A 12,042-nucleotide genomic window follows, 5' to 3' on the forward strand; every position below is an offset into this window, starting at 1 on the left:
GAAGCGGGTCAGCGTTTGCGGGGAAGTACGCCGTCGCGACGGTCGGCGGCCTGCAGTAACAGCAGCACAGCTACCCCGGCGACGACGATCCCGATCAGGTTGACGCCGAGTTGAGCGAGAGAGCTCAGTGCGGCATGCCATTTTCCCGCGAAGGCCGCGACCGCCGCCAATCCGGCGGCCGGCACGGTCGTCACCGAGATGAACACACCCACCAGCACGGCGGAGGTGGAGGTGACCACGGCCAGCATCCCCGCTACCCCGGCCAGCAGGGCGACCACCAAGGAGAACGGCCCGACCTGGTAGATGAAGTCGAAGGCGTGGGCGCTCTCGACGTTTCCGACCCCGATCCAGCCGAGGCGGACCCACAACAGCGTGGCCAGCACGGTGATCGCCATCGCGGCCGGGAACGAAATGGCCAGGGTGCGTGCCGAAGCCCGCACCAGCCGCGCATCGCGGCGCACCAACCCCACCGAAAGCGCTGCCAGCGGCCGGAATTCGGGTCCGACCACCATCGCGCCGACCAAGGTGAGTGGCGACGCTGTCGTCACCCCGACCGCCGACAGCAGGATCGCGATCGTCAGGAACGCGAGGAAGGTGGGCGTGAAGCGGGCCCCTTCGCGCGCCTGCTCGAGCAACTGCTCCCACACCACCGCCTGGTCCGGCGGCCGGGGCGCTGCGGCATCGGCCCGCCGCGCTGAACTGGACAACATGGTTCCCGTCGGCGCGAACGAGATACTGCCCGTCCGAGCAAGATCCAGCGCGCTCAGCGCGGAGACCACGGCATTGACGGAGCCACGCGCCAGATCGGCTTCGATCACATCGCCGGGTGGATCCACGGCCTCACCGCGTGCGAGCGTCACATGGGCGGCACCGGGTTCCGCGACCAGGATGCGCAGCACGTCGCCGCTCCGCTCACTCGGAGAAACGATGCGCAGATGCAGCACGGTATGGCCTCCTTCAGCCCGGTGGTGGGCTGAGTCAGCGGCGGAGGCAGCCCGGTTCATTTCCAGCAACCATAGCGGCAGCGGGCCCGAATACCGTCCCGCCCCGGGGCTGACGCGTGACGGCCTGTCCCGGTGGGATCGGGGCCGCCTGTCGGGTGTGAGTGTCGCGGCGTTACTTGGCGATCTTGGCGCGGAAGGGTCCGCCGATGCTGTTGAACAGCAGGTCGCCGTTGGGGAGACCTTCGATGATGGCGTAGGCGCCGTTGCCGAGGTTGGATTGGCCGAAGATGGTGCGGTGCACGGTTTCTCCGGTCTTCCAGTCCAGGCCGGTGACTTCCCAGCCGTCGGCTCTGCTGTAGCCGTTGACGAACACGACCCCGGTGGTGCTGGAGATGGCTGGGACCATGGAGGTCGAGGCGACATCGCCACGTGCCCACACCGAGTTCCAGCGGTGCCCGGCAAGGTCCCACTCGAAGCGTTGCATGCCGTGCGGCGGGGCGTCGACCGGGCCGTTGGCGAGGACGTCGATGAGCCGGTCGGGTTCGCCGCCGCTACCGATGTTCTGGACCACGAACGCACCAAACCCGTTGACCACGACCGACTGTTCGGATTGCACGAACTCCGGTAGCGGGTCGGGCAGGCCCGCGGTCACCTGGACCTGGTCGGCGATGCGGTTGGACTTGGTGCCCGGCTTCTGCTGGAACCCTTCAGGGATCTTGTTGCGCCAGAACGCGACCAGATGCATCTGGTCCGCGCCGTCGGTGATCACGACCAGCTCATCGGATTTGCCGTCGAATCCCATCAGGGTGGGGGTCGAGCCGGTGCCGGTGCCGAACTTCACCGCCGGGGGCCGGCGACCGGTGTCATAGGGCGAGGACCACGCGCCGTCGGCTTCGTCGGTCGAGAGTTTCGACCCGGTCCACACGATCTTGCGCATGATCTTGTTCGAGGCGATGTAGATGCCGTTGTGCTCGTCGATGGACATCGAGTTCGACACGGTCTCGTCGGCACCGAAACGCACCCGCTGCGGGGCGGCGTCGAGGTTGGTGCGGTCGAAGGCCAGCAGCCCACGGGTGGCGGCCACTACCAGGTGGCCGTCGTAGGTCAGATTCACCCCGACCACGTTCTCCGGCAGGCCCGTGGCGGTGGTGCCGGTGCCCAGGAACGGCTTCAGGTCGAGGTGCTTGATCACCTGGACGCCGTCCTCGGGCTTGTCGTTGTTCACGAGCCCGAACACGTACAACTGAGAATCGTTGGTGGTGTAGTAGACGCGATTGTCCTTGTCCACCAGGCTGTAGACGCCGTTGGCGATACGGGTCCAGTTCGCCGCACCCCAGTCCTGATTCACCGCGTCCTGGATCTGGGCGACGTCGGTGAAGTTCTGATTCAGCACCGCGTCCAAGGCCGGCGCGGAGATCGGCGCTATGCCGGGGGCGTCCATCCCCGCGACTTCCTTGAATCCGTCGTCGGAGACATCGACATACCGCACGCCCGCGGACGAGGAGACCCACCGATACTTCGGGTCGGTGCCGGCCAGGGTGATGATGCTGACCGGACCCACCGTGACGCGCGGCATCTGCGCCGGATCGATGTGGAAGGTGCCCCGCGGTACCGGGTCGTCGAAGGTGTCGGTCTGGCCCGAGTCCAAGTGGGTGACCGCATACTTGTCCGCGGCCAGATAGGGATTACGAGCCGGACCCTTCCCGGCGGCGGCCGGAGAAGAGGTGCCCGACGAGCCGCTGTCACCCGAATCCGAAGAGTTGCTGCTGCAGGACGAAACCGCCAGTGCCGTGGCTAGAGCCACCGCGGCGGCAACGGCGCCCGTGCGCAGATATCGAGGCGAACTCACCGGTGCATCACTCCTGTCCCTCGCGGCCGAAAGGACGCGAACTTGCAGCTGGAAAGCCGGAAACCGCTGCAGCCCGCCCGGCGAGGGCCAACTACCACAGCCGGTCGAAACGAACAGAAGTCTCCGAGTTCAGCGAACGTAACACGCCTTTTCGGCGGGCCAGGAAATTGATTGCCACTGTGTTGCTGAAGGCTCTCGACTCTCTGGGGCGCGCGTCCGCGAACGCGGGTCTCCCCGGAGTGCACGCCTTTCGGCAGATGCGGACGTTCTGAACAGCACCGGGTCCCGGCCGCCGGACGCCCCGCGCTGGCCGGTTCGGTCAGCGCGCGCAGCGGCATGACCGCGCACTACCCGCAGCCGTATGACGCGGCCCAGTCGACGTCCAACCTCGGTTCAGGCTCTGTAGCGGGAATTCCCTTGCTGCAACGACCTTCAGTCCTTACGCTCACGAATGGTCGCGGAGTAGCTCAGTTGGTAGAGCACCCTTCGCTCAGTCGGGGAGGCGCGGGTTCGATTCCCGCCTTCGCGGCCAGCCAATCACATGCCTCGGCCCCGTCATCGACAGCCGCGGACGCTCCCTGAAACACAAGCGGTCTGAGACGATCTTGGGCCGCTCGTCTTCCGCCAAGATCAATGCCCATGACCGCGCTCAATGCGGCAATACCGTGCATAGCTGGCGGGCCCGGTCAGGTGAGATGATCTCAGCCCGTTGATCTTCGGAGACCCCCGCTGGCCGGTTAGATCAGCGTGGTCAGCGGCCACTTGAAGAGCCCACTTTCTGTGGCTCTGGTCAGGGTTGCCGCTCGGAGTCCATTGATGGGCTGCCCGGTGGCGGTCAGTGGGCGGTCGGGAACAGCCATTGCAAGGAGTCGAGGCTTTTGTCGAGGTATTCGGTGTGTCCGGTTCGGAGTGCGTAGGCGAGGTCTTCGAAGACACTGCACCGGGCGTAGAACTGGGCACGGGCGTGGGTGCCTTCGTCGGCGCGGGTTCGGGTTCGGTAGGTGCGCATTGCGATGGTCAAGGCGGTGGGGCCCAGGTCGCGGTAGAGGAGCCCGAAGTCGTAGGCGGGGTCGATCATCGCGGCGTCGCTCCAGTCGAGGATGCCAGTGACTCGGGCGGCGCGGGGATCGAACAGGATGTGCTCGATTCCCAGATCGTTGTGCGAGAAGACGATGTCGGCGCAGTCGGCTGGGGGCGGGGTCGAGAGGAAGGTCTCGGCCGCGCGGCGATGGATCGATGGTAGGGCCGTGGCGACGGCAGCGTAGTTGTCCGCGGCCTCGGTCAGCCACAATTGCATTGGCTGAACGTCGATCTCGACGAGGTCACCGATCTGGCTGTGTGTGGTGGCGTGCAAGGCGGACAGTACCTCGCCCATTACGGCGGCGACGGAATCGGTGTGAGTGGCCCTGATTCTGCTGGGTAGATCGATCATGGGTCGACCGGCGAGTTTGCGGTAGGCCAGATACCCCAGCTCGGGAGCGATGAAGATCGGATCGGGGACCGGTACCGGCGATATAGAGGCCACCATAGCCAGTAGACGTGCTTCGTCGCTGACCAGCTTCGCTCGGCGATCCGGATCGCGTTCTTTACTGAATCGGATGATCAACTCGCCGTTGATCTCATAGGAAACGTTGTCCAGTCCTTGGCCGAGACATACCGCCGAAGCAACCCGCAAACCCGGAAGATAATGGCCGAGGAGGTCGGTCACCGCCTCCGCATCAGGAACTCGAGCGTCCATCACATCACCTCTTCGATCGACTTCACGACAGACCGGCGGCCACGAAGTGCCTGTTGCCGTCAGCGAACCCGACATCTAGGCGAGCACAGCCTGCACGCACCATACGGTGCGCCGGCTAGATCAGCCGGCTCGATATCGCGTCGGTCATGGTTTCGTCATCGACGCCGACTCGAGCCGGGGTCCGGCTACGTGGCAATTGGAACGAGGCGAGCAATGCATGCACTGCATTCGGCAGTAGCGGATGTCTCTGCGCCGCTGTCGGTCTCGCCGTCGGCCGCACCGCTTTCGGTAACCTTCAGTGGGATTGGGCGGAACGTACAGCGGCAGGTCAAGCGTTGTCGTCCGGTGCGCGGCGTCCGAGGAGGAAGTATGCGACGGGGAGGGCGCCTATCGAGTTCACCAGCACGATCGAGGTTGCCCATACGCGTTTGGAGCCGCGGATCTGCTCGGGCGGCCGTTGGAGCAGATCCAGCAGGGCCGCGACCTTCGCGATACCGTCGATCACGCCCGCGCCCACGATCAGCCCGCGAGTGCGCACGTTCAGATCATGCCACTGCTTTCGGATCATCTCCGATTCTCCTTCTTCGGCTCAGGTGTCGATTTGCATGCATAGGGTCGCCGGTCAGCGTGCCATTCGGAGTGTCTGCAGGGCCGAGCTGGTTTCGGCGTACATCACCCCGTGCCACCAAGAGTCCAAGGGACTGGGGTCGGGCCAGACTACCGAGTTCCGTACGCGGCCGATGGCGGGCTGGGCGGTGGTGTCGCTCATGCGATTCTCCTGATGTGCACGAACATTCCGGAGGGGGCAGCGACTACGCTGGCGCTGCCTGATCCAAGATCGCCCGCCACGCTGGCTCACCACAGGGGCCGAAGGTCAGTTGTGGGGACCCCGAAGGGCACATCACCGTTGCCACAACCGAGCCGTCGGTCCTGGACGCTGCGCACAACCGTTGGTGGCCAAGGCAAATCGGGAGAAGCCTTTCGGCCCTGCCGTGGCGTCGACGCGCACTGCAGCCTGGTAGCCGTGATCATGGTTCTCGATACCACGCAGTCGCGGCACACGATCGATCCCGGAATGTACGAGCGGACGGTGACGCGGCTATCCGCGGAGTTCGGCGGCGAGGTATCGCGGCGGCAGGTGGAGTCGGTACTGCGAAGGTGCCTGACCGATCTGGCGGGCAGTCCGGTCGGTGCGATGCCGGAGCTGAGCGAACGCCTGGCCAGGCAGCGATTGACGGATGAGCTCGACGTCGGCGTGCTGCTGCCGGTCGTGTGGACCTACACGGGCGCTCCGTTACCGGCGTCGAACCGCGTGGCATGAGCAAAGCCGCTGTGCTGGTCCAAGTTTCGACGGCCCCCAACTGGTTTCCCGGTGATGCGCCCCCGCCGAGCAGCCGCACATCCAGGATGGTGACATCGGGTCGCAACGCCGGCACCTCCGCCAGAGCGGTGACGACATCACCAGCTCCACGAGGTTGAGGCGGTATGCCCATGCCCCTACATCGGGCCCTGCCGCTGTCGCGGTGTAATCGGCTATTACAGGGCGTTCGCCCGCGCCGCATTGCCGTCATACACCGCGGTCTGCGGCTTGCGGATGGGCGGATCAATTGGTCTCGGGGATGGTGATGTCCTCGGGTGCGCGGTCGAATCGCAGTCCGCGCCAGGATGGATGGCGCAGGCCGGTGGCGGTGCGTTCGCGGTAGGCGATATCGCCGACCAGCCGCGGGGTGACCCAATGCGCGGTGACCGCGATCGACGCCGGTACCGTGCCGGCGACCGGTGGGGTGGCGGTGGCCAGCGCCAGCAGGGAGCGGCGTGCGGCGTCGGAGAACCCGGTCCTGACCGCGCCGAGGAGCACCAGCTGCCCGTCATGGTCGTGGGCGGCGACGAGCAGGGATCCGAACACCTCGCCGCCGGCGTGGCCGGGCAGCCAGCCGACCACGACCGCCTCGGTCGCCCGCGCAGGGGGAGCTTTCGCCAGGCCTGAGACCTGCCGGCCCTGTATGTGGAGTCGATGCGCTTGCCGATGACGCCTTCGATGTCGTGTTCGGCGGCGACTTCCAGCATCCGCGAGACCGAGATATCGCGGTAGGACGGCGAGAGCAGGATCGGGCCGTGCGGCAGCGGCAGTCGTTCGAGGCGTTCGCGGCGGTGCAGGTAGGTCAGCGTGCGCAGGTCCCGGTCCCCGAACCCCAGCAGGTCGAACACGTACAGCCGCACCATCACTCCCCGGATCAGCGCGGGGCTCGGATGGGTCATGCCCAGGCGGCGGCCGATGCGGGAGAACCGCGGTACCCCGTCGCGGTCGGGGGCCACGAGCTCGCCGTCGAGGGTCATCTCCCGGCCGGCGGCGAGGTGACCAGGGCGTGGGCGATCTCGGGGAAGGCCGCGTTCAACGAGTTGCCGCTGCGGCTGACCAGGTGGCACACCCCGCCGGAAATCCATGCCAGGGCACGGATTCCGTCGTACTTCCATTCGTAGGCGTACCGGGTGTCGTCATCGGCGGGTACGGGGCCCGGGGTGGCGAGCATCGGCGCCGGATGGCGCACCATGACCAGCAGCGTACCCACGAAACAAACCGAAAGGTCTCAACCATTGCCGGTCAGGGGGAACTCACGGCCAGACGCCCGGACCACCTGAATCCTGGGGGCGGCCCGAGCGGCGCCACTCGGTACCGCCGCCTGTGTTGGCGGTGCAGCCAGGCTCAGGCGCCGAAACTGCCGGTAGGGCTGTTGGTACCGCAGCTGGTCTGAGCCGGGATCGGGGTACCGGGCGGGGCCGGTTCGACGGTGACCGTCACGGTTTTGGCGCGCGAGCCCCACCTGACCTGCAGTGTGTGCGTGCCGGCGGTCGTCGGTGTCCAGTTCATCATCTTGATGCCGGTACCGTTCGCCCCGACCATGTCGTAGTGGACGCATTGACCGTTGTCGTAGAGCCAGATCGGATTGGGGCCGGTGAACGGGTTCGATGATGAACCGGTGCTTGTTTCCCCCGAAGTGACCTTCAGATCGTCCACCACTTGGTAGGTGCTGCCCACTTGCACAGGCATCGGACTGCCTTGGATCGTCAGGCTCGGCGAGTCCGCCGCCGCAGCGGAGCCCGCCGTCCCGAGGACGGTCGCGCTCGCGACCGCCAATCCACCTGCAGCCCAGCCGATTCGACTCAGAATATGGCTCGATGCCATATGCCCTCCCCGTGTGTTCGTAGCGCTCCCGCCGGACCCCGGATGGTGCGGGAAGCCGGTCGGGCGCCGTGAATACTAGCGGTGTCGAATTCCGGAGTGGCCCGTTTCAGATCGGCGGGGGTGCCCCAACTTCCGGGGGCGAAGGCCAGCCCGAGATGGCCGCCGGACGCGACGCCGTGAGCGCCTGGCGCCCATTCAGCAGCGTTCGGAAAACGATCCAGCGAGTGCCGGGCCTCGAAGGCGAACGACAACACGACGGCGCCATTCACCCCTACGCGAGGAACACCAGTTACCGTCCCCAGCATGGACACCGACCTCGACGCGCCCACGGCAGTGCTGCTCCAGTACGTCGATGCCTTCAACAACAGTGACCCGAAGGCGATGACTGCGCTGTGCGCTGACCCGATGCAGATACTCGACGGCATGTCCCCGCATGTCTGGCAAGGACCGACAGCCAGCGAGGACTGGTGGCGAGACGTACTCAGGGAGGGCGAGCACACGGGAGCATCGGGCTACCACATTGTGCTCGGCGAGCCGCGGCATGTCGACGTCACCGGTGACCACGCCTATGTCGTTGTTCCCGCCACCATGACGGTCAATCTGCAGGGCAAGCAGGTAACGCAGACCGGCTCCCTTTTCACCGTCGCGCTCGGCAAGGTGGGGACACAGTGGCGGCTGACAGCCTGGGCTTGGGCAAAAGGTGCCTGAGGTGGCGTGCGATGGCTGGCGATGCCGCTTGACCTAAAGCACCCGACATCTCTCTCGCTACATCGGTGTTCGGAAAACGATCAGCTAGCAGCGGCCATAACGAGCTAGTTGCTGTGGAGGTCGTCGCGCGCCTGGTCGACGAACCGGTGAGCGATATCGGCATTCTTGTTGAGGTAGCCGTCGAGTGCGGCGGCGATCACAGCCGCGTCCCGGTCCATACTCGTGTCGTCGCCGGCGGCGCCACCAGTGAAACGTGCTGGTGGACAGCCAGATCAGCTCTCAGAGGGCCTGCGGATAGCCGATTTCGGAGATGTCTTTGGCCAGGTCCGCCAGGGTGACCTCCACGTTCAACGACGACACGAGTTCCTGGTCCAGCGGCCGCAACGCATACACCTCACTCACCGCTTCCAGGTCCACAGAGACCTCGTAATAGTCCTCGGCGAAGCGCTGGAACGCTTCAGGTGAGCGGTCGACCAGAAGTTGGAACAGACCTGTCGCCCCATCAGGATCGGAACGATCCGAGGGGAACTCGATCGTGCCGTGGTGCCACCGATCATCCGTCGCCTCCCGCCACAAGCAGGCTGTCACCACGGGCACACCGTCTTCGTCGGTGAACGCCGGCTCCTCGACGAAGGGTTTGAAGACATCGGGAACATGGTCGATCACTCCCGGCCAGGGCTCGCAGTCATGGCCATATGGGCTCATCGGCGATTCGTGGCTGAAGCCGCGGACATAGACCCCGGCCACCGAGAACACGATGGAGTACTCGTCTCCCGACCCGTCGCTCATCGAGGCCACCTCCTCGCCTTCAGCCCAAGCGGCATTGAAGGAGTAATACCGGCTTTCCCAGTCCGGGCTCAGGATCGCGTCGAGCATCGCAAGCGAGCGGCACAGGTCCCGCAGGCCGGCGATGGTCGGAAGCTTGCGGGCTACGTCATAGACAGTCACGGGCTCATCCAACCGGATCCCTCTGGCAGCAGCCGCGCCTCTGCCAGACATCACGCGGTTCACAACACCCGCGACACCTCGGCGCGGTGTGGTTCGGAGTCCCAGGTCGCCCGAACCGGCCATGTGTCGAAAAATGTTGGTGTCCAACAAGTCTTGTCGGCCTTTCTCGCACAGTCCGGGTATGGCCACCGCGACACGCGATCCAGACAGCCCAGCCCCGCTCGTCCTCGACGGCGACGCGCTCGACCCGATCGGCGGCGGGGGTGCGCTCGTCGGCTACGCGCGGGTCTCGACCACCGACCAGCTGCTCGACCGCCAACTGCTCGCGCTTCGCGCGGCCGGATGCCAGAAGGTATTCGCGGACAAGAAGTCCGGCAAGAACGCCGAGCGCGAGAAACTGCAGCGCTGCCTGGAGTACCTGCGCCCCGGCGACACCCTCGTGGTGCCGGCGCTGGATCGGCTCAGCCGCTCGATGCAGGACCTGCTCGCGATCGTCGCCGAACTCCGCCGCCGCGGCATCGGATTCCAGTCCCTGCACGAAGCCTCGACACCACCACCCCCGGCGGACGCCTGGTCTTCCACGTTTTCGCCGCGCTCGCGGAGTTCATCCGCGAGCTGATCGTCGAGGGCACCAACGAGGGCCTGGCCGCCTCCCGCGCCCGCGGGCAACGCCTCGGGCGGCCGCCCGGCCATGACCGAGGAACAGATCCGCCAGGCCCGCGCTCTGCTGACCCGGCCCGACGAATCGGTGTCCTCGATCGCCCGACTGCTCGGCGTCTCGCGGTCCACGATCTACGAGTACGTACCCGAGCTGACCCAGGGCGGCCCAAGGCAACTCATCGCCGGAGAGGACCGACTGATGCCCAACGTCAGCAAGTACGACGAGCCGCTGCCGTCTCGCCGAGCAGCCGAGGCGTAGCACTCAGTTCATGCTGCGACCTCGCGCACCGGCTGGGTGTGGGGGTGAGTTGTCCTGACCCTGTTGCCGCGAATCACCGGGTCGAAACCGGATAAAACCGGAAGGGTAACGAACTGTGGATCCCGTTGCCGAAGTGCCAGCGCCGGAGGCTTACTGGATAGGTAACGGTCCGCAGCAAGATCGGCATCCGTTGCAAGGCAACCATTTTCATTCATTTTCGGCTTGGAGTCCGACCATGGCACCTGTTCTCACTTCCCTGACACCCGCTTCCGGCCCTGCGACGACTTTCAGCTCTGTGGTGATCACCGGCTCCGGGTTCGCCAATGTCGGTCCCTTGACCGTGCGGTTCGGTACCACGGCAACCACATTCACCATCGACTCCGACACCCAGATCACGGCCATCTCCCCGACGGGGACAGGCACGGTGAACGTCACCGTCAAGGTGGAGCTGGACGGCACCAGCAACGGACTGCCCTTCACCTTTGTCTGACGGCGGGTGTGGCTGGGCCGTCGGTGGGCAATTGCCTGCCGACGGACCAATCCGCGTTGCGGTCACGGGTAGGGGCAGTAGATACCGCGGGTCCGATCCGGCGTCGAACTCGTCGAGTTTGGTCTGCCGCACCGTGGTCGCCCACCCGAGCTGCGCGTCGGTCCCGGTCAGCTCGGGCCAACCCGCGGCCCGGGCCCGCTCGACGTTGCGTTGTGTTCGTTGATGGCGTCGTACTCACCCATCCGACGATGTTGCGCCGCAACCGATCTGCCGCGCACCTAGTAGAGCGTTCGGTACGGCTGCCTTCTCGGCGGGCACCAGGTGGGCCAGCCGCGCTGGGAACGGGTAGCGGCCGGGCGCATCGGCGTCAGCGATTCGACGACGGCGTGGTCGCCGTCGATCTCGCGGACCTCGAACACCGATAGCCCACCAGCCACCAGCAGCACGCACCGACGTTCACCATGCCCGCAGCCTATACCGGCCACACGATCTGTTTATGCAATGATCGAATGCGTGTTCGAGTACTGGGATAGCGAGTTCGCCGCCGCGCAGCGCCGCGTCGTCGACCCGGGACACCGGGTTCTCTGGGGTCACCAGGAGGGCAAAGCGGTTCGAGCGCAAGTTTCTGCAGCTCAGTAGCTTTGGCGGGACTGTAGCAAATCCCAACAGGTGTCGTGCTGATCATCGGGGATTCTGAGTTGCCTCGATTTGCTCTGCGCGCCGTTCGCGCGGCTCAGTTCGGCAGGGCTGGCTGATCTTCTACCGCTGGGCGCTGGCCGGTCTGGTCAGCGCGGGAAGCGGCATGTGCGGACGTTTGAAGCGGTGTTGGATGTCGACGTGGCTGTGCGTCCAGAGCGTCGGGCAGCCATCGACCGGTGAGGACGGTCGGTCCAGCTCAGAAACGGCAGTGCGACGCGTTCGGACGAGTCGAAGTTCTCGTCGGGAACACCAACGGCCTTGTCCGCCAATGCCTTCCCCGACACCTCGACCTACGCACCTAAACCAGACCGACCTCGACGCCATTGCTGACGAACTCAACGGCCGCCCTCGACAAACCCCCGGATTCCGCACACCAATCAGAAGCACTCGAAGAAGTGTTGCGATGACCGCCTGAGCCCGCAGGCAGTAGCGGACGTTCTGCGGCGTAACGGGTTCCGGCTGCCGGCGGGACCTCCCACCACGGCCCCGGACCGCGCGGGTAGCCGCATGAAAGTACCACTTCAGAGATATCAGTGACTCCGACTGTCGAGGGGCCAGGGGTG

At 65.8% G+C, this 12,042-nt stretch carries 13 protein-coding genes, 1 tRNA gene and 2 pseudogenes; 5 read left to right on the forward strand and 11 right to left on the reverse strand.

What is annotated here, in order from left to right:
• Positions 1-8: 8 nt before the first annotated feature.
• Positions 9-944, reverse strand: a complete 936-nt coding sequence (locus ACFYTS_RS21030) for a DUF389 domain-containing protein (protein WP_387306524.1) — start codon at positions 942-944, stop codon at positions 9-11.
• Positions 945-1,116: 172 nt separating this feature from the next.
• Positions 1,117-2,793, reverse strand: coding sequence for a hypothetical protein (locus ACFYTS_RS21035; RefSeq protein WP_387306526.1), 1,677 nt, complete (start codon positions 2,791-2,793; stop codon positions 1,117-1,119).
• A 456-nt stretch (positions 2,794-3,249) separates the two neighbouring features.
• Between ACFYTS_RS21035 and ACFYTS_RS21040 the strand changes: the two genes are divergently transcribed.
• A tRNA-Glu gene (locus ACFYTS_RS21040) sits at positions 3,250-3,325 on the forward strand.
• Between the two features lie 303 nt (positions 3,326-3,628).
• On the opposite strand, the gene ACFYTS_RS21045 is transcribed toward ACFYTS_RS21040, so the two are convergent.
• The 3 genes from ACFYTS_RS21045 to ACFYTS_RS21055 all read right to left on the reverse strand — a co-directional run bounded on the left by ACFYTS_RS21045 (position 3,629) and on the right by ACFYTS_RS21055 (position 5,300).
• Positions 3,629-4,531, reverse strand: a complete 903-nt coding sequence (locus ACFYTS_RS21045) for a phosphotransferase family protein (RefSeq protein ID WP_387306528.1) — start codon at positions 4,529-4,531, stop codon at positions 3,629-3,631.
• A 328-nt stretch (positions 4,532-4,859) separates the two neighbouring features.
• The gene (locus ACFYTS_RS21050; RefSeq protein ID WP_357283233.1) at positions 4,860-5,099 is read right to left on the reverse strand and encodes a hypothetical protein; all 240 of its coding nucleotides are present in this window, start codon (positions 5,097-5,099) and stop codon (positions 4,860-4,862) included.
• Positions 5,100-5,153: 54 nt separating this feature from the next.
• Positions 5,154-5,300, reverse strand: a complete 147-nt coding sequence (locus ACFYTS_RS21055) for a hypothetical protein (protein WP_387306530.1) — start codon at positions 5,298-5,300, stop codon at positions 5,154-5,156.
• A gap of 255 nt (positions 5,301-5,555) precedes the next feature.
• Here ACFYTS_RS21055 and ACFYTS_RS21060 point away from each other — a divergent pair, with 255 nt between their 5' ends.
• Positions 5,556-5,852 (forward strand): three-helix bundle dimerization domain-containing protein, encoded by a 297-nt coding sequence (locus tag ACFYTS_RS21060; RefSeq protein WP_387306532.1) that lies wholly within the window; start codon positions 5,556-5,558, stop codon positions 5,850-5,852.
• Between the two features lie 282 nt (positions 5,853-6,134).
• Here ACFYTS_RS21060 and ACFYTS_RS21065 read toward each other — a convergent pair whose 3' ends face one another.
• From ACFYTS_RS21065 to ACFYTS_RS21080, 4 genes and pseudogenes are all read right to left on the reverse strand, one after another.
• Positions 6,135-6,473: a hypothetical protein gene (locus tag ACFYTS_RS21065; RefSeq protein ID WP_387306535.1), complete on the reverse strand. Its 339-nt coding sequence runs from the start codon at positions 6,471-6,473 to the stop codon at positions 6,135-6,137.
• A gap of 86 nt (positions 6,474-6,559) precedes the next feature.
• Positions 6,560-6,976, reverse strand: a pseudogene (locus ACFYTS_RS21070) (hypothetical protein); the annotation flags it as partial.
• Positions 6,865-7,101, reverse strand: coding sequence for a hypothetical protein (locus ACFYTS_RS21075; protein WP_387306537.1), 237 nt, complete (start codon positions 7,099-7,101; stop codon positions 6,865-6,867). The gene ACFYTS_RS21075 and the pseudogene ACFYTS_RS21070, both read right to left, overlap by 112 nt.
• Before the next feature lie 134 nt (positions 7,102-7,235).
• On the reverse strand, positions 7,236-7,715 hold the full coding sequence (locus ACFYTS_RS21080) for a hypothetical protein (RefSeq protein ID WP_387306539.1): 480 nt from the start codon (positions 7,713-7,715) through the stop codon (positions 7,236-7,238).
• A gap of 303 nt (positions 7,716-8,018) precedes the next feature.
• Here ACFYTS_RS21080 and ACFYTS_RS21085 point away from each other — a divergent pair, with 303 nt between their 5' ends.
• Entirely contained in the window at positions 8,019-8,423 is a 405-nt protein-coding gene (locus tag ACFYTS_RS21085) for a nuclear transport factor 2 family protein (RefSeq protein ID WP_387306541.1), read from the forward strand.
• Positions 8,424-8,702: 279 nt separating this feature from the next.
• Here ACFYTS_RS21085 and ACFYTS_RS21090 read toward each other — a convergent pair whose 3' ends face one another.
• A complete protein-coding gene (locus ACFYTS_RS21090; RefSeq protein WP_387306543.1) occupies positions 8,703-9,371 on the reverse strand; it encodes a hypothetical protein in 669 nt (222 codons plus the stop codon).
• 250 nt (positions 9,372-9,621) lie between these two features.
• Between ACFYTS_RS21090 and ACFYTS_RS21095 the strand changes: the two are divergent.
• Both ACFYTS_RS21095 and ACFYTS_RS21100 read left to right on the forward strand, forming a co-directional pair.
• Positions 9,622-10,167 (forward strand): annotated as a pseudogene (locus ACFYTS_RS21095) (recombinase family protein); the annotation flags it as partial.
• Positions 10,168-10,525: 358 nt separating this feature from the next.
• Positions 10,526-10,780 carry an IPT/TIG domain-containing protein gene (locus ACFYTS_RS21100; RefSeq protein ID WP_357289723.1) on the forward strand — a complete coding sequence of 85 codons (255 nt, stop codon included), beginning with the start codon at positions 10,526-10,528 and terminating at the stop codon, positions 10,778-10,780.
• 278 nt (positions 10,781-11,058) lie between these two features.
• On the opposite strand, the gene ACFYTS_RS21105 is transcribed toward ACFYTS_RS21100, so the two are convergent.
• Positions 11,059-11,226: a hypothetical protein gene (locus tag ACFYTS_RS21105; protein ID WP_387306545.1), complete on the reverse strand. Its 168-nt coding sequence runs from the start codon at positions 11,224-11,226 to the stop codon at positions 11,059-11,061.
• Positions 11,227-12,042: the final 816 nt, after the last annotated feature.

It is taken from the genome of Nocardia sp. NPDC004151 (assembly GCF_042874235.1).
In the GTDB taxonomy this organism is placed as follows: Bacteria; Actinomycetota; Actinomycetes; order Mycobacteriales; family Mycobacteriaceae; genus Nocardia.